The 24305-nt window shown below is 33.5% G+C and carries 26 protein-coding genes; 11 read left to right on the forward strand and 15 right to left on the reverse strand.

Annotated elements, in window-relative coordinates:
• The first annotated feature begins 88 nt into the window (after window positions 1-88).
• The 3 genes from JHL15_RS15175 (at window position 89) to JHL15_RS15185 (ending at window position 3065) form a co-directional block, all read left to right on the forward strand.
• Window positions 89-1600, forward strand: coding sequence for a S41 family peptidase (locus JHL15_RS15175; protein ID WP_234047786.1), 1512 nt, complete (start codon window positions 89-91; stop codon window positions 1598-1600).
• 6 nt (window positions 1601-1606) lie between these two features.
• Window positions 1607-2440 carry a helix-turn-helix domain-containing protein gene (locus tag JHL15_RS15180; protein WP_200247068.1) on the forward strand — a complete coding sequence of 278 codons (834 nt, stop codon included), beginning with the start codon at window positions 1607-1609 and terminating at the stop codon, window positions 2438-2440.
• Window positions 2441-2501: 61 nt separating this feature from the next.
• Entirely contained in the window at window positions 2502-3065 is a 564-nt protein-coding gene (locus JHL15_RS15185; protein WP_200247070.1) for a DUF417 family protein, read from the forward strand.
• Between the two features lie 39 nt (window positions 3066-3104).
• On the opposite strand, the gene JHL15_RS15190 is transcribed toward JHL15_RS15185, so the two are convergent.
• From JHL15_RS15190 to JHL15_RS15200, 3 genes are all read right to left on the reverse strand, one after another.
• Window positions 3105-3698 (reverse strand): hypothetical protein, encoded by a 594-nt coding sequence (locus JHL15_RS15190; protein WP_200247072.1) that lies wholly within the window; start codon window positions 3696-3698, stop codon window positions 3105-3107.
• A gap of 17 nt (window positions 3699-3715) precedes the next feature.
• Window positions 3716-4216 carry an RNA polymerase sigma factor gene (locus JHL15_RS15195; protein WP_200247074.1) on the reverse strand — a complete coding sequence of 167 codons (501 nt, stop codon included), beginning with the start codon at window positions 4214-4216 and terminating at the stop codon, window positions 3716-3718.
• 205 nt (window positions 4217-4421) lie between these two features.
• Window positions 4422-6050, reverse strand: a complete 1629-nt coding sequence (locus JHL15_RS15200; protein ID WP_200247076.1) for an NADP-dependent glyceraldehyde-3-phosphate dehydrogenase — start codon at window positions 6048-6050, stop codon at window positions 4422-4424.
• A gap of 169 nt (window positions 6051-6219) precedes the next feature.
• On the opposite strand from JHL15_RS15200, the gene tpx reads away from it, so the two are divergent.
• Window positions 6220-6792, forward strand: a complete 573-nt coding sequence (gene tpx / locus JHL15_RS15205) for a thiol peroxidase (RefSeq protein ID WP_200247078.1) — start codon at window positions 6220-6222, stop codon at window positions 6790-6792.
• Window positions 6793-6905: 113 nt separating this feature from the next.
• On the opposite strand, the gene JHL15_RS15210 is transcribed toward tpx, so the two are convergent.
• The 9 genes from JHL15_RS15210 to JHL15_RS15245 all read right to left on the reverse strand — a co-directional run bounded on the left by JHL15_RS15210 (window position 6906) and on the right by JHL15_RS15245 (window position 12828).
• On the reverse strand, window positions 6906-7343 hold the full coding sequence (locus JHL15_RS15210) for a hypothetical protein (RefSeq protein ID WP_200247080.1): 438 nt from the start codon (window positions 7341-7343) through the stop codon (window positions 6906-6908).
• A gap of 16 nt (window positions 7344-7359) precedes the next feature.
• A complete protein-coding gene (locus JHL15_RS15215; RefSeq protein WP_200247082.1) occupies window positions 7360-7524 on the reverse strand; it encodes a hypothetical protein in 165 nt (54 codons plus the stop codon).
• 74 nt (window positions 7525-7598) lie between these two features.
• Window positions 7599-9584, reverse strand: coding sequence for a urocanate hydratase (locus tag JHL15_RS15220; RefSeq protein ID WP_200247084.1), 1986 nt, complete (start codon window positions 9582-9584; stop codon window positions 7599-7601).
• A gap of 123 nt (window positions 9585-9707) precedes the next feature.
• A complete protein-coding gene (locus JHL15_RS21250; protein ID WP_317193067.1) occupies window positions 9708-9971 on the reverse strand; it encodes a DUF559 domain-containing protein in 264 nt (87 codons plus the stop codon).
• A complete protein-coding gene (locus tag JHL15_RS21255; protein ID WP_234047787.1) occupies window positions 9947-10138 on the reverse strand; it encodes a hypothetical protein in 192 nt (63 codons plus the stop codon). The genes JHL15_RS21250 and JHL15_RS21255 overlap by 25 nt, the downstream gene beginning before the upstream one ends.
• Before the next feature lie 159 nt (window positions 10139-10297).
• Window positions 10298-10591: a hypothetical protein gene (locus JHL15_RS15230; protein ID WP_200247086.1), complete on the reverse strand. Its 294-nt coding sequence runs from the start codon at window positions 10589-10591 to the stop codon at window positions 10298-10300.
• Between the two features lie 54 nt (window positions 10592-10645).
• Window positions 10646-11623: a 2-hydroxyacid dehydrogenase gene (locus JHL15_RS15235; protein ID WP_200247088.1), complete on the reverse strand. Its 978-nt coding sequence runs from the start codon at window positions 11621-11623 to the stop codon at window positions 10646-10648.
• Between the two features lie 156 nt (window positions 11624-11779).
• The gene (locus JHL15_RS15240) at window positions 11780-12133 is read right to left on the reverse strand and encodes a DUF1801 domain-containing protein (protein ID WP_234047788.1); all 354 of its coding nucleotides are present in this window, start codon (window positions 12131-12133) and stop codon (window positions 11780-11782) included.
• Between the two features lie 41 nt (window positions 12134-12174).
• Entirely contained in the window at window positions 12175-12828 is a 654-nt protein-coding gene (locus JHL15_RS15245; RefSeq protein ID WP_200247091.1) for a protein-L-isoaspartate(D-aspartate) O-methyltransferase, read from the reverse strand.
• Window positions 12829-12993: 165 nt separating this feature from the next.
• Between JHL15_RS15245 and JHL15_RS15250 the strand changes: the two genes are divergently transcribed.
• The 7 genes from JHL15_RS15250 (at window position 12994) to JHL15_RS15280 (ending at window position 19804) form a co-directional block, all read left to right on the forward strand.
• Window positions 12994-13956, forward strand: a complete 963-nt coding sequence (locus tag JHL15_RS15250) for a Gfo/Idh/MocA family protein (protein ID WP_200247092.1) — start codon at window positions 12994-12996, stop codon at window positions 13954-13956.
• Between the two features lie 150 nt (window positions 13957-14106).
• Entirely contained in the window at window positions 14107-15837 is a 1731-nt protein-coding gene (locus JHL15_RS15255) for a cellulase family glycosylhydrolase (RefSeq protein ID WP_200247094.1), read from the forward strand.
• Between the two features lie 63 nt (window positions 15838-15900).
• On the forward strand, window positions 15901-16779 hold the full coding sequence (bla-A, locus tag JHL15_RS15260) for a CGA/CIA family class A beta-lactamase (RefSeq protein WP_200247095.1): 879 nt from the start codon (window positions 15901-15903) through the stop codon (window positions 16777-16779).
• 86 nt (window positions 16780-16865) lie between these two features.
• Window positions 16866-17273 (forward strand): hypothetical protein, encoded by a 408-nt coding sequence (locus JHL15_RS15265; RefSeq protein WP_200247097.1) that lies wholly within the window; start codon window positions 16866-16868, stop codon window positions 17271-17273.
• 20 nt (window positions 17274-17293) lie between these two features.
• Window positions 17294-18184 (forward strand): 3-hydroxybutyryl-CoA dehydrogenase, encoded by an 891-nt coding sequence (locus JHL15_RS15270; RefSeq protein WP_200249184.1) that lies wholly within the window; start codon window positions 17294-17296, stop codon window positions 18182-18184.
• A gap of 27 nt (window positions 18185-18211) precedes the next feature.
• Window positions 18212-19528, forward strand: coding sequence for a hypothetical protein (locus tag JHL15_RS15275; protein WP_200247098.1), 1317 nt, complete (start codon window positions 18212-18214; stop codon window positions 19526-19528).
• A gap of 36 nt (window positions 19529-19564) precedes the next feature.
• Entirely contained in the window at window positions 19565-19804 is a 240-nt protein-coding gene (locus tag JHL15_RS15280) for a hypothetical protein (RefSeq protein ID WP_007845674.1), read from the forward strand.
• 50 nt (window positions 19805-19854) lie between these two features.
• On the opposite strand, the gene JHL15_RS15285 is transcribed toward JHL15_RS15280, so the two are convergent.
• The 3 genes from JHL15_RS15285 to dnaN all read right to left on the reverse strand — a co-directional run bounded on the left by JHL15_RS15285 (window position 19855) and on the right by dnaN (window position 24182).
• On the reverse strand, window positions 19855-20265 hold the full coding sequence (locus JHL15_RS15285; RefSeq protein WP_200247100.1) for an META domain-containing protein: 411 nt from the start codon (window positions 20263-20265) through the stop codon (window positions 19855-19857).
• Between the two features lie 175 nt (window positions 20266-20440).
• Window positions 20441-22843, reverse strand: coding sequence for a phenylalanine--tRNA ligase subunit beta (gene pheT / locus JHL15_RS15290; RefSeq protein ID WP_200247102.1), 2403 nt, complete (start codon window positions 22841-22843; stop codon window positions 20441-20443).
• Between the two features lie 208 nt (window positions 22844-23051).
• Window positions 23052-24182, reverse strand: a complete 1131-nt coding sequence (dnaN, locus tag JHL15_RS15295) for a DNA polymerase III subunit beta (protein ID WP_200247104.1) — start codon at window positions 24180-24182, stop codon at window positions 23052-23054.
• Window positions 24183-24305 lie beyond the last annotated feature (123 nt).

Consider the following 24305-nt stretch of genomic DNA (forward strand, 5'->3'; position numbering starts at 1 on the left):
GTGAAATACTGTAACTTCAATTAAAAAATTATCATTATTTTAATATCAGGATAATTTTAAACACTTAAATTTGTTGGTTTTAAACACAATGGCTTTGAAAATTTCATTAATTCTATTTGGACTTATTTTTCTTTCGTCTTGCTCTTCGGTCGCGAATAGTGAGCAACAGGAAAAAGCTCTTATTGAACCTGATCTGCTGAAAAAAGATGTTGATTATGCCTACAGCAAATTAAAAGAAATGCATCCTCAGCTCTATAGATATACCACAAGAAAAGATTTGGACTATAGAATTGACAGCCTCAAGCAAACAATAAACAAACCTCTTACACCCGTCCAATTTTATCTCAAATTACAACCTGTAATCACTACTATAAGAGAAGGACATCTTTCTTTGACACTCCCTTTTGAGAAAATAAAAAAGAGCTATGACGGAAGAAGATTATTCAATTATTTCAGATATTACATCAAAGGAAATCATTTGTATATCATAGAAAACAAAGATTCCATTTACAACATCAAGCCAGGCACCGAAATACTAAGCATCAATGATGTACCGGCCGCCTCTTACATCAGCAGATATAGAAAACTGATCAGCAGTGATGGTCAGAATACGACTTTCAAACCTTATTATCTTAAGGATACATTTTTCTGTTTTTTTAGTATGGAAAATGGCTTTTTAGATCGGGTGAAAATTGAAACATTATATAACAATAACAAACAAACCTATATTCTTGAAAGAGAAAAACAAATCGAGCCACAAAACGAAAAATCTCAAAACAAGCCAGCAAGTAGTTTAAAATCTTTTTATTGTTCGGCTAATCGAAGTTTCCATTTTTTAGGTGATGATAATTCTATCGCTTATATCAACATAAAGAAATTTTCAAACAGCAATTCCAATAAATTCTATAAAGAGACTTTTGCGAGAATTAAAGAAGCCAAATCTTCCTATCTCATATTAGATATCAGAAATAATTATGGAGGCTCTTTACAGGAGATCAATAAACTTTATTCCTATCTTACCTCTCAACCTTTTACCTTGATAAAACCATCCAGGCTTAATTCGGGTTTTACTCCTCTAAAAACAAACTATTTTAAGAAAAGTAATGCTCTGGAATATGCATTGAAAGGAATCACATATCCTACCTATTTCTTTCTTAAAACACTTCATACCTACAAAGGTGATGATGGAAAATTTTATTATAAAATAAAGGCAGATAAAGTAACTCAACCAAATAAAAATGCCTTTCAGGGGAAGATATTTGTGTTGATCAATGGCGGGAGCTATTCGGCTTCTTCAATTATCAGTTCAAAATTAAAGTTTGACAAGACTGCCACACTGGTAGGAGAAGAAACAGGAGGAGCAAATGATGGAACAGTGGCCGGATTTTATTCTTATCAGATACTTCCCTATTCAAAACTTACTTTACCTATTGGCTTATTATTGGTAAATCCTAATATTACATTAACGAACTCTCAAAAAGGAGTAATACCAGATGTTCCCATCAGTGAAACTTTGCAAGATATCATCAGTAAAAATGATGTTCAATTAAATTGGGTTAAAAATGAAATCGCAAAGGAGAAGAAAAATCTGAAAAAATAAATCGCGATGAAAAGTGCTTCTTTTTCAATACAAAAAAAGACTTCGGAATATTACAAAGATATTCTCAGTGATTCATTGTATCACATCTTTTTGTTTGAAGGGAATGGAAAAATTGTGATCGATTTTGCAGAATATGATTTTAACGGAAAAATTGTTCTTTTCTCTTCGCCATTTCAAAATGTCCAGATCATTAGCGAACAGGTGATTAATATCGAAACCCTTAACTTTCATGGTGACTTCTATTGTATCGAATTCCATAAAAAAGAAGTCGCATGTAACGGATTATTATTTAATAATATTTATCTCTTTCCCTATTTTAATCTTGACAAAGAAGTCTTCGATGAAATATCAGAATACTTTTCAAAAATTAAAAAAATAGATCATAAAGAAGATTTTTCAGAAGCTATTTTACAATCATACCTTCAACTTATATTGGCCATAAGCAGCAAAGAGAAAAATAAAATGATTCCGGATAAGGACCTGATCAAAGATGACTTTAAAGAACTAAAATCCTTCCAGAATTTAGTAGAACTCCATTTTCTATCTGAAAAAAACTTGTCTTTTTATGCTGATCTACTCCATGTAGCACCTAACACTTTGAGTAAAAAGATCAAATCCAGATTTAATAAAACACCTTCTCAAATTATCCAGGAGAGAGTAATTCTGGAATCCAAAAAGCTGATTCACCTCACCAGAAAGTCTTTTAAGGAAATAGCACTAGAACTCAATTTCAATGATGAGTTCTATTTCAGCAAATATTTTAAAAAACATACAGGAGTTTCCCCTACTCAATTCAGAAAAGAAGCTGGTGTTTCCATAGTTGCAGATTTGTACAAATAAAGTCCACAATATTCCATTCTATCGGACCCTCATTCAATCTAATTTTGTCAAAAAAAATAATATGATTGAATTCTTAGCTCACTCACAGAAAAACTTTATTCATATTTTACGAATAAGCATTTTTATCGTTATGGCATGGATTGGTGGATTAAAAGCTTTTAATTATGAAGCAGAAGGAATAATACCATTTGTTGCCAATTCTCCTTTTATGAGTTTCTTTCTTAATAAGAAAACTACGGACACTGACAATTACAAACTTCACAAAAACAAAGAAGGTGAAGTCGTTCCCGAAAATATAAAATGGCATGAAGCAAATGGAACTTACGTTTTTTCTTATGCTTTAGGAAGCGTCATTGTTGGTCTGGGGATTTTAGTAGTTCTCGGTATTTTTTATCCAAAGATAGGAATGTTATCAGGGATTTTAACAGCTGGAATGTCAGTAGTCACCCTCTCCTTTCTTATTACGACACCGGAAGTATGGGTTCCTGATTTAGGAGGACCAGATCATGGTTTCCCTTACCTTTCAGGAGCAGGGAGATTGGTTATAAAAGATATTATCATGTTTGGCGCAGGCTTGGTGATCGCTTCTGATTCAGCAAAAAATATTTTAAACAAACCTCAATAACAAGATAAAATTTCGGCGGACATTCTGTCCGCCGAAATTTTACTTTTGAAGCTCTACAACAAGCTTTTCTATGGTCGTAATATATTTACCATAAAATTTCTGAAACCAGTATTTTCCTAACAGATATAAGGAGAAGAGTCCGAATAAAACAGCACCTATAAGAATGGTGGCAATCTTAAGATCACTTAGCGGTTGTGGCCTTGGGATAAATTCTAAAACGATAATAATCTCACACACCAGAAAAGGAATAAAACTAAGGTAAAATGACAGGTAATATTGTTTGTTAAGATCAAGTTGATGAAGCAGATCTTTTAACCCATCATAGGTTTTCATTACAGGATCACTCATATCCTTATAAAGTTTAAAGAATTTACTGAAAAAGAAAAAAGTCACGATTGCCATAGAAGCCAAAAGTATCGTGAGATAAAATTTAAATTTAAATGGCGCTCCGCACAACCAGACGATTGCGAATCCGAAAATGAAAATTCCAATTGTAGATAAGAATTCATGTCTCATATTTCTTCGCATCCGCTCTAAGGGGAGATTGATTTTATTTTTATTTTCAATACTGATTTCCGGTGTTTTTTCAAAAACATCTTCATTCCATGTATTTTTTAGTTCATCTATATTCATTGTAATTGATTTAAAAATTAGTATTTATTTGAGTTTAAGATATCTTTCAACTTATTTTTAGCACGATTCATTTTCACTCTTACATTTCCCTCTGAAATCCCCATTTGCTCTGCAATTTCCCGACCCGGAAAGTCTTCGAGGTAATAAAATATAAAAGCCTTATCAATCGGATTTAACTGATGAATCGCAAGGTACATTGCGGATAATTTTTCTTCTTTTTCATTATCATATTCTTCCTGTACGATCCTATAATTGGAGAAATCTGCATTGTCAATAAAGCTTCTTTTTTTCTCGGATTTTAAAAAGATGATAGCCGTATTCAAAGCAATCCTGTACAACCAGGTTGAAAATTCGCTTTGTCCTTTAAATCCCGGATATGCCCTCCAAACCTGATAGGTAATTTCCTGAAAGAGATCATCACGGTCATCTTTATTATCCATGTACATTTTAGAAATCTTGAATATGATTCCTTTATGCTTTTCAATTTTTTCTAAAAATTCTTGTTCTAATGTACTCATGGTTCTTAGCTCTATGGAGTTAGTAACACTTCGAATAAAATGTTACACATCTTTTGGAAAATTGGGTAAAATTAATTTTTAGGGTTTAGGGTTTAGGGTTTAGGGTTTAGGGTTTAGGGTTTAGGGTTTAGGGAAGTTAAATAAAAGCCGTCATAAATCAAGATTTATGACGGCTTTTATTTAACTTATTTGGGTGGTTTTAATACTAAAAAATATAATCGGTGCTTAGGAAATTAGAATCATGTTCTCTAACGATGGTATTCAATAATTCTTTATTGGATTCTGTCAATTTAGCAGCTACCAGAGATCTTATAGAGAAAGAACGCAAAGCATCAAATACAGAAAGTGTTCCTTCAGCACTGTCTTTCCTTCCAGTAAAAGGAAATACATCTGGACCTCTTTGTGCCTGGCAGTTGATATTTACACGACTCACCAGATTTACAAAAGGGTCGATCAATTTTGAAACCTCTTGCGGATCCTCACTGAAAATACTCACCTGCATTCCATGGGAAGCATTTACCTGATAATCGATTGGTTCATCAATACTATCAAAAGGAACAACTGGAATTACAGGACCAAATTGTTCTTCATGATATAGTTTCATTTCACTATTAACAGGATATACAATTGCAGGAAATACAAATGAACCTTCAGTGTATCCGCCATTTTCATTCAAAACTCTAGCTCCATGAGCTATAGCATCGTCTATACATTCTTTCAGATAGGGAGGTTTATTTACCTCGGGAAGAGGTGTTATTTTAACATCTTTTTCCCACGGAAGTCCAGGTTTTAAAGCAGAAACAGCTTTGTTTAATTTTTCCGTGAATTCAGCAGCTACCTCTTTTTGTACAAACAACAATTTAAGTGCAGTACATCGTTGGCCATTGAAAGAAAGAGCACCTAAAATACATTCACTTACTGCTACATCAAGGTTAGCGTTTTTAGTAATGATCGCTGCATTTTTTGCATCTAAGCTCAATATAGCTCTCAAACGGTTTACTTTAGGATGTATTTTTTTTAATCCATTAGCTACCTTACTTGATCCGATAAATGCTAGCACATTCACCTTTCCACTTTCCATAATTGGTGTAATAATCTCAGATCCTTTACCATAAAGTGTATTCACAGTTCCTTTTGGAAAAGCTTCTTTAAATGCATTTAATAAAGGATAATGAGCTAAGACGCCATGCTTAGGAAGCTTAAACAAAATGGTATTACCCATAATTAATGCAGGAATCAATGTTGTGAATATTTCATTCAAAGGATAGTTGAAAGGTCCCATACTTAAAACAACTCCTAGCGGAGCTCTTCGAATCTGAGCAATCGTTCCTTCAGCCTGTTGAAAACGGGATGATTCACGATCAAGATCTTTTAATGCATCAATGGTCTGGTTGATATAATCTACCGTACGATCAAACTCCTTAGTAGAATCAGCCAATGTCTTCCCAATCTCCCACATCAAAAGTTTGATAACTAGATCTCGCTGCTGGATCATTAAATACACAAATTTCTGCATGCATTTTATACGTCCTTCTACAGACATTGTAGGCCACTCCCCTAGTCCATTATCGTAAGCTTTTACTGAGGCCTCCAGAACTTCCATTGCATCAGCCGGGCTGATATTTGGAATACTTCCTAATAATTTCCTTTCTAATCTATTTTCTGTAGGAATACAAACAGGTGAATAAACATCCGTCACCTCTCCTTTCCATTCTACCAGTTCTCCATTTAGCAAATAAGTTCGTTGATGAATTTCCTGAACTTTAAATTCTTCCGGTATATCATTTTCGCTTTTAAAAATCTTGTGAAATGATGAGTTATCTACTGAATCCATATTTTTTATCTTTTTAATAATTAAGTGATCACTTTTATTAGAATAAAGGTAGATGTTAGAATTGATTATAAAAATAGCTGATTAATAGATTCGGTCTATTTAAAGACTGGTGAATTAAAATTAACATCCAATCCAAAAAAAGAATAATTTTGTTTAAAAATAAAAATCAATGTTTTCAAAATTAATTTTCAGTACGCTATTGTCATTCTCTGTATTTCTTTTTGCTCAAAATGCAAAAACAGCCAATACTGTTATGATGGGAGGAAAGCCAGTTACTACTTACGCAAAATTACCCGCAGTAGGAAAAGCAGCTCCTAAGTTCACCCTTACGGATGTTGGAATGAAAGATCAAACACTAGATTCTTACAAAGGGAAATTTATGATTCTAAATATTTTCCCAAGCGTGGATACAGGTGTTTGCTCAGCGTCAGTACGTCATTTCAACGAAGATGCAGCTAATATCCCAAATACTGTAGTTCTTTGTATTTCTAAAGATTTACCCTTCGCACAAAAAAGATTTTGTGGTGCCGAAGGTATTAAGAACGTAGTAATGCTTTCAGACTTCCGCTCAGATTTTGGAAAAACCTATGGGGTAGAAATCACAGATTCTGTGATGAAAGGTCTTTTAAGCAGAGCTGTTGTTGTCATAGATCCTACAGGAAAAATCATATATGAAGAACAAGTGGATGATATTTCACATGAGCCTAATTACGAAGCAGCGATTAAGGCTGTGAAAAATTAAGATTCTACTTTTTTTTATAATTTTAAAATCCTCCGATCATTGATATGGAGGATTTTTTATTAATAGAAAAAAAATCTTTTAGTGAGTAGTATTTTTGATTGAATATGAGAATCCTATTCCATAAAACTCGCGGTTGAATAATATAAGAACAACAGGGCTAACGCATCATCTACAGAATCATCCAACTCAATACTAAAGATTGGATTTTTAAACCATTTTCTATGAGTCTGAATATCGATCAATAGTTTCTTTTGTTCATAAAGCTGCATACCCTTACCAATTTTAAAGTGGCATATTTTTGTATCATCACCTGTTTTGATAATTCTGTCTCTTCCAAAATCTGTGTAGTATATCACTTTCCTGCCATCTGATAACTCTACATCATTCCACAGAAATCCTTTACTTTTAATATCATAGCGCTTGGCATCACACAATATATATTTTCTCCAGGAGATCAATTTTTTAGTCTCGATGATTTTTCCAATTTCAGAATTATTTTCTGAGAATAAAATCAATTGTCTTTTACCGAATTTAGCTGTATATCTTTTCAACTTCGTACTTTTTAGATTAACAATTTATTATTTTTCCATCAAAAGTATGTAGCAGATCTTCTTCGGAAAAGCCAGAAAGTCTAAATGATGTTTTAAAATAAACCTTATAAAACCGACCTTTTTTATCAGGTATTGTGTCTCCCCAATTTTCAGGATGAGATTTTGAAATCGAAATTTTCATATTATCATTGTTTTATATAAAAATAAAAAAACTTTGCAATAAGCAAAGTTTTTTATTGAATATTCTTTCAAAAATTATAATAAATTATCATCAACTATATTCGGAAGCGTAACCTTTAAATTAGGCTCTACCTCCATAGCTCTTTTAATAGCGAAAATTGCACCCTCATTTCTTGCCCAACTTCTTCTTGAAATTCCATTATTAACATCCCAGAAAAGCATAGATTTCAATCTTCTGTCCGCTTCATCACTTCCATCTAATAGCATTCCAAAACCTCCATTGATTACTTCTCCCCATCCAACTCCACCACCATTGTGAATAGAAACCCAGGTTGCTCCACGGAAGCTGTCTCCAATTACATTGTGAATAGCCATGTCTGCAGTAAATCTTGAACCATCATAGATATTGGATGTCTCTCTGTAAGGAGAATCTGTTCCTGATACATCATGATGGTCTCTTCCTAATACTACAGGTCCAATCTCTCCATTTTTTATAGCCTTGTTGAATGCCTCTGCAATTTTCATTCTCCCTTCCGCATCGGCATACAGGATTCGAGCCTGAGAGCCCACTACCAATTTATTTTCCTGAGCCCCTTTTATCCATTGGATATTATCTTTCATTTGCTGCTGGATTTCTTCAGGAGAATTTTGCTGAATCTCTTCTAAAACCTGACATGCAATATCATCTGTTTTTTGCAGATCTTCTGGTTTTCCACTTGTACAAACCCAACGGAATGGTCCAAATCCATAATCAAAACACATTGGTCCCATAATATCCTGAACATAACTAGGGAATTTAAATTCTCTGCCTAAAGTAGGGTTCTCTGCCATTACATCTGCTCCTGCTCGGGAAGCTTCTAATAAAAAGGCATTTCCATAATCAAAGAAATAAGTTCCTTTTTCTGTATGTTTATTAATAGCTGCAGCATGTCTTCGTAAAGTCTCCTGAACTTTTTCTTTGAACAATTCAGGGTTTTCAGCCATCATTATATTAGACTCCTCAAAACTTTGCCCTACAGGATAATACCCTCCTGCCCAAGGATTATGAAGTGATGTCTGATCCGAACCAATATCAATTCTTAAATTTTCCTGATCAAATTTTTCCCATACCTCAACTATATTTCCAAGATAAGCCAAAGAAACGGTTTCTTTATTTTCCTGAGCTTTTCTTACTCTGGTTACCAATTCATCTACATTCTCGTGAATTTCATTGACCCACTTCTGATCATGACGGATCTTGGTAATCTTAGGATTTACTTCAGCACAAACTGTAATACAGCCAGCAATATTTCCTGCTTTAGGTTGTGCTCCACTCATCCCTCCCAATCCTGAAGTCACGAAAAGCCCTCCTTGAGTTTCTTTTTTAATTTTTCTGAAAGCATTCAATACGGTAATAGTTGTTCCATGAACAATCCCTTGAGGGCCGATATACATATAACTTCCAGCCGTCATTTGACCATATTGAGAAACTCCAAGTGCATTGAATTTTTCCCAATCATCCGGTTTTGAATAATTCGGGATCACCATTCCATTCGTTACTACTACTCTAGGTGCATCTTTGTGAGAAGGAAATAATCCCATTGGATGTCCTGAATACATAGTTAAAGTCTGCTCATCCGTCATTTCAGATAAGTATTTCATCGTCAAAAGATACTGTGCCCAGTTTTGAAAAACAGCACCATTTCCACCATAAGTAACTAATTCATGAGGATGCTGAGCCACTGCATAATCCAAATTATTCTGAATCATCAGCATAATAGATTTTGCCTGTTCAGATTTTCCAGGATAATCAGTGATCGGTCTCGCTTTCATTTCATAATCCGGACGAAAACGATACATATAAATTCTACCATACTTCTCTAGTTCTTCTCTAAACTCTGGTAATAATTCAGCATGAAACTTTGGATCGAAATAACGTAAAGCATTCTTCAATGCCAGTTTTTTCTCTTCTTCTCCTAAAATTTCTTTGCGTTTAGGAGCATGATTGATATTCGTTTCGTATGGTTTAGCTTGTGGTAATTGATTAGGTATACCTTGTTGTATCTGTTCTTGGAAAGTCATTATATTAAATTCTGCGTTTAAAATTCAAAGTTTTAAAGATATTCAAATTAGAAAATATAATGCAAAGAAAACATGAAAAATTCCCCTCCTTCGGAGGGGTGATTACTAAAATTTAAATAAATTTTAGTAATCGAGGTGGTTAAAACGATAATGATATATTATAAAATTCTCCAACTCTTTCATCACAACAGTTAAATTATTATTAACATCAAAATCAGTAATTCTAAAGACCAACAGTCCAAAGGACCCGAGATATTCTTGCCGTATACGATCATAATCCACTTTCTTATCATGACTAGATCTATCAATTTCAACAACCATCCCTAACGTTTTTAAATAAAAGTTTACGATATAGCCACCAATTATTCTTTGTCTATCAAAATCAATATGATAAAAAGATCTTGCACGAACCTGTTTCCAGAAAGTACTTCTCCTAAAATTCCGGCTTTGCGTTTATCTTTTAGTAGAAACTTCAAGTTTGGATTATAAGGCAAGTTTTCAACAAAATTTCTACGGATGGGAATTCCGTGGATTTGGGTAAGGATTTGATTCATATTTGTGTTTTTATAAAAATAGCAATTTCTTTTTAAACCACCCCCGCTTCTGCTCAAAGCAGAAGCCCCCTCCAAGGGAGGAGAATTTTTCCTTCGTTTTATAAAATAAAAAAACCTTACTGAATTAAGTAAGGTATAATTGATATCGTTATATTATCTTTATGTAAGAACATCATCATTCTCTTCTTCATGATCGTCCTCGTTATCACTCGTACTCCAATAATTATTCTCTTCATCTTCTGAACCAATTTCCTCCATATCATTATCCTCGTCTGAACCGGGAACATCAAGATCCATTTCCATCTCGTAATCACCTTCATTTTCATTAAGAATAGGATTTCCATCTCCATCCAGCGGAATATGCTTTTCCTTATTAAAGAAATCTTCATTTGGATTATAATCCATTTCTTTTAACCTTCTATTTTGCTCGTTGATATTGTCTTCTGGTACCATATTATTAGTATTTAGTGTTGGATATTACAGAACAAAAATAATTCCAAGTTTTATTTAATGATTAGAATAAACCTCAGGATTTACACAATGTGGCATTTTTTCTCCTTTTGAAAATGCAATAATGTTTTCAGCTGCTAATTTTGCCATTCCGTTTCTGGCTTCTATTGTAGCTGAACCTATATGCGGAAATATACAAACATTTGAAAGCCCTAAAATTGGATCATCTTTCAGGATTGGTTCAGGATTGGTAACATCCAGACCAGCTCCCCAGATTTTCTTCCCAATTAATGCTTCGTATAAATCAGTTTGGTTATGAAAGCCTCCTCGCGCAGTATTTATAAAAATAGAATTCGGTTTCATCTTTTCAAATACGGAAAAGTTAAAAAGATTTTTATGCTCGGGGATAAAATTAGCATGAATACTTAACACATCTGATTGTTCAATAAGCTCATCAAAAGAAACATATTTTGCATTCAGTATTCTCTCAGCTTCTTCATTACGGCTTCTATTGTGATAAATGATATCCATATCAAAAGCCTGCAATGATTTTTTTGCCATTTCAAAACCAATTCTTCCAAGCCCAAAAACACCTAAAGTTTTACCATACAATTCCTGACCTAAAGCATGCAATGGATCAAAGCCTCCCCAATTACCTTCTTTCACTTTCTGATAATTATAACTTGCTCTTCTAGCTACAGATTGCATCAATAAAAAAGCAACATCAGAAGTAGCTTTACTTAAGACATCCGGTGTATTTCCAACAACTACATTTCTATGAGTAGCTTCTTTAATATCTACATGATCAAAGCCTACAGAGTATAAAGCAATTGCTTTCACATTAGGGCACTCTTCAAAAAATGTCTTATCAAATGAGACATTTCCTACATTTAAAATAACATCTGCTTTTTTGCAATAGCTGACCCACTCTTCATGTGATAAATCTTCATTATTGGGAATACTAACCTCTATTCCTGAATTTTCTAATATTTTCATTCCAATGTCAGGAATTCTTTTATTGATAAATACTTTCATTTTTTATCTTTTTCATCCCACTTCTTATACTTGTTGAAGCTTTCAATTATACTATTAAAAATCTCTGTGAAATATTATTAAAAAAACGATCCGAAAACATTTGCATCTGTGAAATGAATAGACAGTATTATAGAAATACCGGATTACAATTTTGATCTATTTTAAACGGATCAATTCTCCCTTTCTTTTGACAATATTTTTATAATCCCATTGAATTGCTCTTGATTTTTTCACCCACCGCAACAAATCAACTTCATTAATCTCCTCTTTTGAAGCATATCTCTTTTCCGCGGCCTTAAATGTCCCTTCAGTTTTTAAGTCCTTTTCATCAAAGGATTGACCACTCCAAAATAATAGACGTACAGAGTCTTTCAATTTACTGTACCCTACAACGGGATTTCCTTCCAGGAACCAAACCGGATGCCTATGCCATATTTTATTCTCAGCATCATGCAATTCCCCATCTATAATAGAAGACAATAATGTACAGATATCCTGATCTGATTTCATTTGTTGATTATTATAATCTATTATATCAGGATGTATCATATTTATGTATTGGTATTATTAAGCATTGGAACAAATTTATACATTCCAAATTCCTCTTTTTCAATCTCCGTTGGAGAGATTTTTGTAAATCTGTATAATACCTGCTCATCAGTTGGCCCCAATGGAATAACCATTTTCCCACCCACTTTTAATTGTTTTAATAATTCTGTTGGCAATACAGATGCTCCACAAGTTACGATGATCTTATCAAATGGTGCAAAGGTTGGTAACCCGGCAAAACCATCACCAAAACTCTGAAATTTGGGAAAAAGATGAAGTTCTCTTAATTTTTTCTTTGAAAAATCAAATAAATCTTTCTGTCTCTCTACTGTATACACCAGGGCCTTCATTGTCAACAAAACCGCTGTCTGATATCCACAGCCTGTCCCAATTTCAAGGATTTTCTCTCCTGGAGTTACTTGTAAAAGCTCTGATTGCTCGGCAACCGTTGAGGGATGCGAAATGGTTTGATGAGCCAGAATGGGAAAAGCCCGGTCTTCATAGGCAAAATCTTCAAAAATACTTTCAATAAAAAGATGTCTTGGAACTTCATTCATTGCCGAAAGTACATTCTTATCCGTAATCCCTATTCTTTGTTGAAGGTATTCAACTAAAATTTTTCTTTTTCCTTTATGTACAAACGAATCGTGCGTCATTAGATAGTAATAGTAGTTATTAGGTTACTTGTGCTAGTTTCTCACAAAAATAAGAATTAGATTTTAGATTTCAGGAAACCTTCGGGACTTTTGCTGATTAAAGTCAAAAGTCTTTTATCTAAAATATCATACCTAATTTATATCTTTACAAAAATTTAAAAAGCTATGTTGAAAGCAGGTTTGGTAGGTGCCGGACATTTGGGAAAAATACATTTAAAACTTCTTAACCAATCAGAAAGGTATGATTTTGTAGGTTTCCATGACAAAGATGTAGAAAACGGAAAAAAATTAGAAACTGAATTTGGGTATAAATATTTCGAAAATTTTGATGATCTTCTGGATCAGATCGATATGCTGGATATTGTAACCCCAACCGTTTACCATTATGATTATGCTTTAAAAGCCATTGAAAAAGGACTGCATTTTTTCATTGAAAAACCGGTTACCCAAACACTTCAACAAGCAGAAGAAATCCTTTATAAATGTCGTGAAAATGGCATCAAAGCTCAGGTAGGACATGTTGAAAGGTACAATCCAGCTTTTATGGCAACAAAGGAATACATTAACAATCCAATGTTCATTGAAATCCACCGCCTTGCTGAATTCAATCCCCGTGGAACAGATGTTTCTGTCGTGCTGGATTTGATGATACATGATCTGGATATTTTATTAAGCATGGTGAAGTCTAAAGTAAAAGTTATCCATGCCAGCGGTGTTTGTGTCGTAAGCAAAACTCCGGATATTGCGAATGCCAGAATTGAATTTGAAAATGGATGTGTTGCCAATCTTACTACTTCAAGAATTTCTATGAAGGCCATGAGAAAAAGCCGTTTCTTTCAGAAAGACGCGTATATCTCCGTTGATTTCCTTGAGAAAAAAGCAGAAGTAATCAGAATGAAAGATGCTCCAGAGACACCTACTCCATTTGATATGATCATTGAAAATGCGGATGGTGAAAAGAACCAGATCTTATTTGAATATCCAAATATCCAACCTAACAATGCTATTCTTGATGAACTCAATTCATTTGCAGATTCCATCACAGAAAATAAAAATGTAGAAGTGTCATTGGAAGATGGAACGGAAGCGTTGAAAGTAGCTTTAGAGATTATGAAGTTAATAAGCTAATTAACAGTTAATATAAAATAGATTTCCTCTTTAAATGATTCACATATTTAAAGAGGATTTTTAATTTTAATTCAATATTTTTTAAATATATTTGTCATTAACAAACTTATAATTCTAAAAATAGTCCCATAATCTTATACAATCAAAACTATGAAAAGAACCATCCTAATGTCCGTACTTTTATTGTCTCAATTTGGGACATCACAATTACTAAAAACGAATGGTCAAAAAATTGTAAATGACAAAGGTGAAAATATCCAGCTTAAGGGCCTTGGCTTAGGAGGATGGATGCTGCAGGAAGGCTACATGTTGAAAACAGCTGATTTTGCAGGTCCGCAATATAAGATCAAACAGAAAATCTCAGAACTGATTGGTGAGGATGGAATGAAAGAATTTTATAAATCCTACTGGAAAAACGGAATTACCAAACAAGACATTGATCTGCTTGCAAAGGCTGGATTTAATTCAGTAAGGTTGCCAATGCATTATAATTTATACACTTTACCCATTGAAAAGGAGCCTGTAAAAGGACAGAATACATGGTTAGAAGAAGGTTTTAAAATGACTGATGACTTGCTAAAATGGTGTGCAGACAATAAAATGTATTTGATTCTGGATCTACATGCACTTCCGGGAGGACAGGGAAATGATGTCAATATTTCCGATAATGATAAATCTAAGCCTTCTCTTTGGGATAGTGAGGAGAACCAGAAAAAAACAATTGCTTTCTGGAAAAAGATAGCTGACCGATATAAGAATGAACCTTGGATTGGAGGTTATGACCTTATCAACGAACCTAACATCAATTTCACAGGAAAAAACCCCAATGGAACAGACGAAATGTCAAATGCTCCATTGTGGAAATTTCAAAAAGAAATCACAGAAGCGATTCGCGAAGTTGACAAAAAACACATCATTATTCTTGAGGGAAATGGATGGGGAAACAATTATAATGGACTGACTCCTCTTTGGGATAATAATCTAGTATTCAGTTTCCATAAATATTGGAACAATAATGATGATGCGACAATAAAAGGCATACTTGATTTAAGAGAGAAACATAATATTCCAATCTGGCTGGGAGAAACCGGAGAAAATTCTAATGTCTGGTTTACAGAATTGATTCAACTGATGAATAAGCATAATATCGGTTATGCTTTCTGGCCAATGAAGAAGATTGATAATATAGCAGGAATAGCTAACGTAAAAATCACTCCTGAATATCAGAAATTATTGGACTACTGGAAAAATGGTGGTGAAAAGCCAACAAAAGAGTTTGCTACGAAAGCTTTGATGAAAATTGCTGATAATTACAAATTCAGTAACGTTGAAATTAAAAACGATGTCATTGATGCAATGTTCAGACAGACAACAGATGATTCTACAAAACCATTTAAAAATCATGAAGCCCCGGGAAGAGTTTTCGCAACAGATTATGATTTAGGAAGAATCGGCTCTGCTTATAAGGACAACGATTTCGTAAATCTTTGGGTAAGTGATCCTGCGAAAAGGTCAGAATGGAATTCCGGTAATCAAATGAGAAATGATGGAGTTGATATTTATTTGTGTAATGATAAATTGACCAACCGATATTATGTAGGCAAGACTGAAAAAGGAGAATGGCTACAGTATACCATTAACAGTAAAGCAGACAAAGGATATACTTTTGACATAAGATATGCGGCTGGCAATGATTCTAAAGTGAGAATTGAAGATGCAGCAGGAAAACAACTGGCTACAGTTTCATTACCATCAACAGGAGGTAGTAATCAATGGAAAACAATTTCAACCAAAGCCTTAAACCTTAAAAAAGGTGAAAACAAAATCAGGATTATTTTTGAAAGTGATGGAGTCGACCTCAATTATTTTGAGTTTAAATAATAATGATCATAAATTTCAAATCCCTTTAGAATCTAAAGGGATTTATTTTTTAAATTTACCCTTATGAAAAAAACAGGATTTCTTCTTCTTTTGATCTCGGCATTTAGCTTTGCTCAAACAACTTCATTGGAACAAAAGATCAACTCTATTCTAAATGGTAAAAATGCTACAGTAGGTGTTTCTGTCTTGAGCATTGAAAATAATTTCAATTACAACAAAAATGGGGAGAAAAAACTTCCGATGCAAAGTGTTTTTAAATTCCACATTGCTTCTGCTGTTCTAGATTTTGTAGATAAGGGAAAACTCTCATTGGATCAGAAAATCTTAGTCAAAAAATCCGATCTTCTGGATGACACATGGTCTCCAATGCGGGAAAAGTACCCTGCTGGTAATGTTGAGCTTCCCTTAAGCGAGATTATCGATTTCACCGTTGCCCAAAGTGATAATAATGGATGCGACATCCTTTTACGATTAATTGGAGGAACATCTACTGTTCAGAAATTCATGAACTCTAAAGGGGTAAAGAATTTCCAGATCAAGTTTAATGAAGAAGAAATGCATAAAGGATGGAACGTCCAGTATGAAAACTTCAGTACTACTAATTCTATCGTGGAAGTATTAAAAAAGTTTTATCAGGAAAAATTACTTTCAAAAAAATCAACTGCTTATTTGATGAAAGTAATGCTTGGAACAAAAACCGGAACCAATAAACTGGTTGAACAACTTCCTAAAAATACACCAGTCGCACATAAAACAGGTTCTTCAGGCAAAAATAAAGAAGGACTTACTGGCGCAGAAAATGATATGGGGATTGTCACTTTACCGAATGGAAAACATTATGCAATAGCTGTATTTGTAAGTAATTCTACTGAAACTGAAGCGGTAAACTGCAAAATCATTTCAGATCTTTCAAAAGCTGTTTGGGATGATTTTAATAAGTAAATTTTAAAGCTTAATTTTAGGCCAAAGAAAAAAGGTCTTTTGGTATAAAAAACTAAGCTTAATTAACCCCAATCCTATCAATTAAAATGAAAAAATCAGCAATACTTCTAAGTATTTTTTGTTTTACATTCTTTTTCTCACAAAAGAATAAAAACTATTTACAAGTGGGCTACGCAAGTATATGCTGCGGAACTCCTTCGGAAGATCCTGTCATTAATTATATTGCACAATTTCAAAAAAAGAACAAAACCAAACAATTCGAAATTTACCGACAAAGTGGTTTGGGTAGAGAAGGTGAATTTAATATTTATATTGGAATTGATGCTTTAACAGAAAATAAAAAAAATAAGTTTATATCTGGACTAAAGGCTGCTGTTTCTTCCCAAAATGCAAAAAGAAAAAGCAATAGTGGAAACGTAAATTTTGACGAAACACAAATTGTAACAAAAGCGGACCTAGCCAATGCAAGAAATCTAACTATCTATAAAAAATAATTTAATTAAACGAAAAAATGATCAAAAACGTTGTAGTTATCGGAGCTGGAACCATGGGAAATGGTATTGCACATACTTTTGCGCAAAGCGGATTTAAAGTAAGCCTGGTTGACGTATCTCAGGATGCTTTAGACAGAGGATTAAAAACCATCACCACCAACCTCGACAGAATAATTGCAAAGGGTAACCTTACTGAAGAACAAAAAGCAGAAACTTTAGGAAATATCACCACTTTTACAGAATTGAAAGGAGCTGTAGGATCAGCTGATCTGATTGTAGAAGCAGCGACTGAAAACCAGGATCTGAAACTAAAGATTTTTGGACAGATGGATGAATTTGCTCCAGCAAATTGTATCCTGGCAACCAATACTTCTTCCATTTCAATTACTAAAATAGCTGCAGCAACAAAGAGAGCAGACAAGGTAATTGGTATGCACTTCATGAACCCTGTTCCTATTATGAAACTGGTAGAAATCATTAAAGGTTATTCTACTTCTAAAGAAACTTTTGACACGATTTATGAGATGAGTAAAACGTTAGGAAAGGTTCCAGTAGAAGTTAATGATTATCCAGGTTTCGTTGCCAACAGAATTTTAATGCCCATGATCAATGAGTCTATTGAAACATTGTATAATGGTGTTGCTGGTGTTGAAGAGATCGATACAGTAATGAAATTAGGAATGGCTCATCCAATGGGACCACTTCAGTTAGCAGATTTTATTGGACTAGATGTTTGCCTTGCTATTCTCAATGTAATGTATGATGGATTCAAAAATCCTAAATATGCTCCGAATCCGTTATTGGTAAATATGGTTATGGCCGGAAAACTAGGTGTAAAATCTGGTGAAGGTTTCTATGACTATTCTGAGAGCAAAAAAGCTGAAAAAGTTTCGAAAATGTTCACTAAATAACTGCCTATTATAATCTTTTGCAACTTAATGAAAATTAAAGAAAAGAATATTCAAATAACATTGGTCATCATTACTTTAATGATGACCATTTTACGTTTTTTACTTAATGAAAAAGGCAGAGTAAATCCAGATTCAATCCGATATATGAGGTTTGCTCATATATTACCAACCATTGATAATACAACCACTCCATTAGGATATCCTTTAAGCATTAAATTGTTTACTTATTTTGGCTTTGATGAATTTTGGAGTAGCAAGATAGTAGGAATTTTGGCATTTCTTTGTATCATTACTTTTGCGTGGAAAAAGAAATTTTATGTCAGAGAGTCCATAATTGTTAGTGCATTATTTAGTTTTGTTTCTATATATGCCTATACAATGAGTGAGGCATTGATTCTTCCTTTTGTCTTTCTTTTTTTATATACTGCCCATCTTATCATTACTGAGAAATTAGAAAAAGGTAAGGCTATCTTCTATCTTTCTTTATCTTTAATCACATTATATAACATTCGATATAGCTCCCTTTTTATAATAGGTGGAACCGGGCTTTTCGGCTTATTGGTATGGAAAAGAAAATATTCTCAATCATTCATATTTTCAGCAGCTATTGCATGTGCTTTTATTGTTTTGTACAAATTTTTATTTTTAGATTATTTCAATGAAAACTATATCAATCAGGCATTGGAAATTGGTCTTCATTCTACACCACAACTATTAATTGAATTATTTCAGGGACTCACCACTACTTTCAATCCATTCATCCACATGTCTGATCCGGGAGGAGGATTGGTTAATTATGGTATTTATGGTATAGGTTTACTAAATATTCTGTTGATCGTTTTTTTGTCTATTAAAAGTAAGCTTTCAGATACTGAATTTTTCTTTCTTATTATAGGTATTTCGGGAATAATCTGTTCCTATTTTGTTCAATATTTCTATTCTGTAAACCCACTAGATTACCGATTATTGGCACCTTTTAGCTTTCCAATATGGCTCTTCTATTTCAAAAGAATGTTTGATCTTTTTGATCTTAAAGTATATGCGATTGGAGCATTAAGTATAATATCAGGAATACTTTTCACCTGGCTCTCAAAAGGAGACTATCTTGAAAATAGAAAAAATATAAAGCAATTTTTAAAATCTGAGAACCTACAATTTATACCTATCAAATTCTATGTAGAAGAAACTGAGGATCTGGAAAAAATACAAATTGCAGAGTTAATAAGTACAGTAAACCCTAATGTAACCCTAACCTACAAGCCTAAAGATACCTTGCAAAAAACCACACTTACACAGTACAAAGTTTTACAAAAAATTAGGATCGACAAGAACAAATATCAATAATTTTATTATCTTTGAGAAAGTTAAAATATTAAAAAAATGAAATTACCAAAGTTTTTATTAGCAGATAATTCGGAATTTCCTGAGGATTTATTCGTGGTTCATACTGAATACCCAAGATTTATCTTAAACGTTGAGGAAGAAGAAGTTGAATGGCTAGATGATTTGGAGGGAGACGATGAAGAGACCATGGCAGATGAAGCTACTAAAGTGGTAGAAGCAGCTTTCAAATGGTGTGACGAAGAATTGGCTAAGTACGACGAAGAAGAGGAAGAATAAGAAAACCTTAAAAACATAAAAAAGGAACTCAATAGAGTTCCTTTTATTTTTTATTCTGATTTATTGAATTTCAATAACAAAAGATTGTCTTTATACAATTCTAAGGTAGTTCCGGAAATTACATATTTATTTGCTTTTCCTACCATATCCATAAAGTTCTGCTCTACATTCATATTATCACAAGCCATTTTAGTAGAACCCATTTGGCCTGCGGAAAAATTACCTGTTGAAGCATCTAATTTTACAGTTCCAAAATAATTATTACACCCTCCGTTTCCATTGATCTTTTCTCCTTCGATATTCAATGTAGGAACTTTTCCTTTTACATTGTCTGCTAAGGTCCATTTTGTGTTTACTAATGAAGGCTGAGATTTTCCTACTTTTGAAGCAGATGCGCTTGACATAGTTCCGCACGACGCCAAAATCACGGCTGCACTTATACTTAAAAAAAGATTTTTCATTTTTTTCTTTTTTGATTTAACCAAATTTACGGAAATTATATTATTTAAACGGTTTTCAAAGAATTTTATTATGCTATGGGACTTTATCTTTGTGAAAATATTTGCCTTAAAGTATCGGTAATCCGACACAAAAAAACGGGCTTGATAGCCCGTTTATAATTATATAGATGATTTATTAAGATCTTAGTTCAGCATTGAATTCTTTCTGGAAAGATTTGATTAGAGAATCCATTACTTCTGAAATCTCTTTTTCTTCCAATGTTTTTCCTTCGTTTAATAATTCAAAACTCATAGCATAAGATTTTTTCCCTTCAGGAAGGTTTTTCCCTTCATATACATCGAATAAATTAATTCCTTTGATGAATGGCGATTTATTCTTTTTAGCCGTTTGATATAATTCCTGATAAGTGATATTTTTATCGATCAACAATGCTAAATCTCTTCTGATCTTATTGAATTTAGGAATATCCTTAAATTTCAATTCATTGGTTGAACGCAGTTGCTGAGCCAATTCCAACTCAATTTCAGCATAGAAACAATCCTGATCAATATCGAAATCTTTCAATAGGTTTGCTGAAACTTTTCCAATTCTTACTAATGTTTTACCATCCACATCATACGTTAATACATCAGAGAATCTATCGTCAGATAAAGCAACCTCTTTATAGTCGATTGCCAATCTTTCCAGCAATACCTTAACATAAGCCTTTAGATTATAAAAATCTGTTGCTGATTTTGGCTGCAACCAGTTTTCTGCAACATCTCTTCCAGAAACCAGAATCGCCAATTGCTTTCTTTCTTCGTATTGAGCTCTTTTGTGATAGATCTTCCCAAATTCAAAGAACTTAATATCCTGATTCTTCCTATTGATATTATATATTGCATTTTGAAGAAGGCCTTCCAATAAAGACTTTCTCATAAATGCCAGGTCACCACTTAAAGGATTCAATAACTTTACAGCATCCGTTTCATCTTTTACAGAAGTTAAAGAGTTGTTCATTACTTCATTGAAACCTAAGCCTTGCAATGTTCTTGCCCAATTATTTTCTAATTCATCCTGATCGTTTGCGCTTAATTTAACAGGAGTAAATGATATTTTCTGAGGAGCATCAATCTTGTTATATCCATAGATTCTTAAGATCTCTTCAATAACGTCTATTTCTCTTGTTACATCCGCTCTGTAAGCAGGAACAGAGATTTCTAATCCATTTTGAATCTCATTTAAGACTTTTATTTCAAGAGCTTTTAAAATCTCTTTTACTTTCTCTCTGTGAATTTTAGTTCCTAAAATCTGTTCAATTTTAGAGAATCTAATAATCACATAGCTGTCTTCAATTTTCTTTGGATATTCTTCTAATAGCTCGCCTACTAATTTTCCTTCTGCAATTTCCTGAATCAGTTTAATGGCGTGAGTGATCGCTGTTCTAGTAAGATTAGGATCTACTCCTCTTTCGAATCTGAACGATGCATCCGTATTCAATCCGTGAAATTTAGCTCCTTTTCTTACCGCTATCGGATTGAAATAAGCACTTTCCAGGAAAATAGTTTTCGTTTCATTAGAAACTCCGGAATTAGCACCGCCAAAAACTCCGGCAATACACATTGGCTTATCTTTTCCGTCTTTGATCATCACCTCAGAACCATTTAAGGTTCTTTCAACACCATCTAAAGTCGTAAATTTCGTTCCCTTTTTAACTGTTCCTACTTTTACTTTTTTATCTGCAATTTTATCTGCATCAAAAGCATGAAGTGGCTGTCCTAATCCATGAAGGATATAATTTGTAATATCTACAATATTGTTGATCGGACTCAGTCCGATTGCTTTTAATCTGTTTTTTAACCAAGCCGGAGATTCAGCTACTTTTACATCTTCAATAACAGCTCCAATATATCTCGGACATAGCTCAGCATTTTCCACTTCTAAAGTAAAAGAATGAGAGCCTTCATTGTTTAATGGTTCAGAAGCTACTTTTTCGAATTGTGCTTTCTGTTGGTTGGTTGATAGAAAAGCATATAGATCTCTTGCAACACCATAGTGTGACATAGCATCTGTCCTGTTTGGCGTTAAACCAATTTCAATTACCTCATCATTTTCCAATTCAAAATACTCTGCAAAATTCTTCCCGACTTCATATTTCGTTTCATCCAAAACCATGATTCCACCATGGTCATCGCTAAGTCCTAATTCGTCTTCAGCACAGATCATCCCTTGTGAAACTTCACTTCTGATCTTTGCTTCTTTGATTTCAAAAAAGTTACCGGTTTTATCGTAGATCTTGGTTCCAACAACTGCTACAGGAACTGTTTGCCCTGCTTCTACATTAGGAGCACCACAAACAATGTTAAGTACTTTACCATTTCCAATGTCTACGGTTGTTTTCTTCAGTTTGTCTGCATTAGGATGCTTTTCGCAGGTTAAAACTTTACCTACAACAATTCCTTCCAAACTCCCTTTTACACTTTCAAATTTATCTATACCTTCAACTTCAAGACCAATATCAGTAAGGAATTCACCGATTCTTTCAGTCTTCAATTCCGTTTTTATATAATCTCTTAGCCAGTTATTTGATATTTTCATCTGCTTAAATCTATTTTTTATCGGTTAAATGTCCCCATTACACGGTTTCATCCACTTTATTTTGAAAAATTTTACTTCGAATTTTGCGTTTACAAAGGTCGTGTTTTTTTAAGAAATAACGAAATTTTTAACTTCACAACTGACCATAAAAACAAAAAAAAGAGGTCTTGAAAACTCAAAACCTCTTGTATATTAATTTAACTTAATCTTACAATCCAATTACCGGCATTGACAACATTAAGATATTTTCGTTTTCTTCAAGACCATCAAGAGGCTCAATAATTCCTGGTCTGTTAGGTTGAGACATTTTCATTGTGATATCGTCAGAACCAAGAATCGTCAACATTTCAGTTAAAAATTTAGAGCTAAATCCGATGTTGATGTCCTCTCCGTTATAATCACAAGGAATCTGCATATCTGCCTTGTTAGCATATTCTGTATCTTCTGCATGAAGGTGAAGAATGTTTGCTGACAATTTAAATCTAACCTGATTTGTTGATTTGTTAGACATGATCGATGCTCTTTTGATTGCTCCTAACAAAAGGTTTCTGTTGATCGTCAATACATTTGGATTTTCTTTTGGAATTACCGCAGTATAGTTAGGGTATTTTCCATCGATCAATCTACAGATCCAGATATGCTTACCAAAAGTAAACTTAGCCATATTCTCATTGAAATCGATGGTAACATCTTCGTTCGAACTTGCTAAGATATTTTTGAAAATATTTAAAGGTTTTTTAGGCATGATGAATTCCATGGGTTCAGCATTCATCAGATCCATTCTCTTGTAAACAACCAATCTGTGAGAATCTGTAGAAACAAAATTCGTTTCATTTTCTCCAAACTGGAAAAGAACTCCTGTCATTACAGGACGAAGAGAATCATTACTTGTTGCAAAAAGCGTATTGGTAAGTGCTTCGGACAAAACTCCCGCAGACATGGTTACACTTTGGGAAGCATCAAATTCCGGTAATTCCGGATAATCATCTGCATTATCCAATGCTACCGCAAAATTATCCTTTTCATCTAAGATCTCTAGCTGGCTTCCCGTTCCTTCTGCATTATCTTTTACAGACAATGTAAGAGGTTGTTCACCATAAGTTTTGATAAAATCTTGAAAAATTTTAGCAGGAACGGCAAATTTACCCGAATCATCAGACTTCACTTCTAAAGAAGTAACAAGCGTTGTTTCGCCATCAGATGCCGTAATGGTAACTTGATTTTCGTTTAGTTCGATAAGATAGTTTTCTAAAATCGGTCTCGATTGAGAGCTTGATATTACGCCACTTACAGTTTGCAAAGCCTTCTGCAGTTCACCACTTGAAATAATAAATTTCATAGATTTAAAAATAAATTTTTACAAATATAATAAATAGAAAATAGATTAAAAAATATAATTCTGAGAGTTATTAACAACGAGTAAAAGATTTTTATAACTACTTCCGGTACACTTTTTTTGATG

Origin of the sequence: Chryseobacterium paridis, from assembly GCF_016595215.1 — a bacterium.
In the GTDB taxonomy this organism is placed as follows: domain Bacteria; phylum Bacteroidota; class Bacteroidia; order Flavobacteriales; family Weeksellaceae; genus Chryseobacterium; species Chryseobacterium paridis.

Coding starts and splice junctions, on each gene's coding strand:
- JHL15_RS15175 (WP_234047786.1), top strand. CDS start 89: ATGGCTTTGAAAATTTCATTAATTCTATTTGGACTTATTTTTCTTTCG.
- JHL15_RS15185 (WP_200247070.1), top strand. CDS start 2,502: ATGATTGAATTCTTAGCTCACTCACAGAAAAACTTTATTCATATTTTA.
- JHL15_RS15195 (WP_200247074.1), bottom strand. CDS start 4,216: ATGAGTACATTAGAACAAGAATTTTTAGAAAAAATTGAAAAGCATAAA.
- JHL15_RS15280 (WP_007845674.1), top strand. CDS start 19,565: ATGAAATTACCAAAGTTTTTATTAGCAGATAATTCGGAATTTCCTGAG.
- pheT (WP_200247102.1), bottom strand. CDS start 22,843: ATGAAAATATCAAATAACTGGCTAAGAGATTATATAAAAACGGAATTG.
- JHL15_RS15250 (WP_200247092.1), top strand. CDS start 12,994: ATGTTGAAAGCAGGTTTGGTAGGTGCCGGACATTTGGGAAAAATACAT.
- JHL15_RS15220 (WP_200247084.1), bottom strand. CDS start 9,584: ATGACTTTCCAAGAACAGATACAACAAGGTATACCTAATCAATTACCA.
- JHL15_RS15245 (WP_200247091.1), bottom strand. CDS start 12,828: ATGACGCACGATTCGTTTGTACATAAAGGAAAAAGAAAAATTTTAGTT.
- JHL15_RS15190 (WP_200247072.1), bottom strand. CDS start 3,698: ATGAATATAGATGAACTAAAAAATACATGGAATGAAGATGTTTTTGAA.
- JHL15_RS15230 (WP_200247086.1), bottom strand. CDS start 10,591: ATGGTACCAGAAGACAATATCAACGAGCAAAATAGAAGGTTAAAAGAA.
- JHL15_RS15240 (WP_234047788.1), bottom strand. CDS start 12,133: ATGAAATCAGATCAGGATATCTGTACATTATTGTCTTCTATTATAGAT.
- dnaN (WP_200247104.1), bottom strand. CDS start 24,182: ATGAAATTTATTATTTCAAGTGGTGAACTGCAGAAGGCTTTGCAAACT.
- JHL15_RS15275 (WP_200247098.1), top strand. CDS start 18,212: ATGAAAATTAAAGAAAAGAATATTCAAATAACATTGGTCATCATTACT.
- JHL15_RS15265 (WP_200247097.1), top strand. CDS start 16,866: ATGAAAAAATCAGCAATACTTCTAAGTATTTTTTGTTTTACATTCTTT.
- bla-A (WP_200247095.1), top strand. CDS start 15,901: ATGAAAAAAACAGGATTTCTTCTTCTTTTGATCTCGGCATTTAGCTTT.
- JHL15_RS15255 (WP_200247094.1), top strand. CDS start 14,107: ATGAAAAGAACCATCCTAATGTCCGTACTTTTATTGTCTCAATTTGGG.
- JHL15_RS15235 (WP_200247088.1), bottom strand. CDS start 11,623: ATGAAAGTATTTATCAATAAAAGAATTCCTGACATTGGAATGAAAATA.
- JHL15_RS21255 (WP_234047787.1), bottom strand. CDS start 10,138: ATGAATCAAATCCTTACCCAAATCCACGGAATTCCCATCCGTAGAAAT.
- JHL15_RS15180 (WP_200247068.1), top strand. CDS start 1,607: ATGAAAAGTGCTTCTTTTTCAATACAAAAAAAGACTTCGGAATATTAC.
- JHL15_RS15285 (WP_200247100.1), bottom strand. CDS start 20,265: ATGAAAAATCTTTTTTTAAGTATAAGTGCAGCCGTGATTTTGGCGTCG.
- JHL15_RS15200 (WP_200247076.1), bottom strand. CDS start 6,050: ATGGATTCAGTAGATAACTCATCATTTCACAAGATTTTTAAAAGCGAA.
- tpx (WP_200247078.1), top strand. CDS start 6,220: ATGTTTTCAAAATTAATTTTCAGTACGCTATTGTCATTCTCTGTATTT.
- JHL15_RS15215 (WP_200247082.1), bottom strand. CDS start 7,524: ATGAAAATTTCGATTTCAAAATCTCATCCTGAAAATTGGGGAGACACA.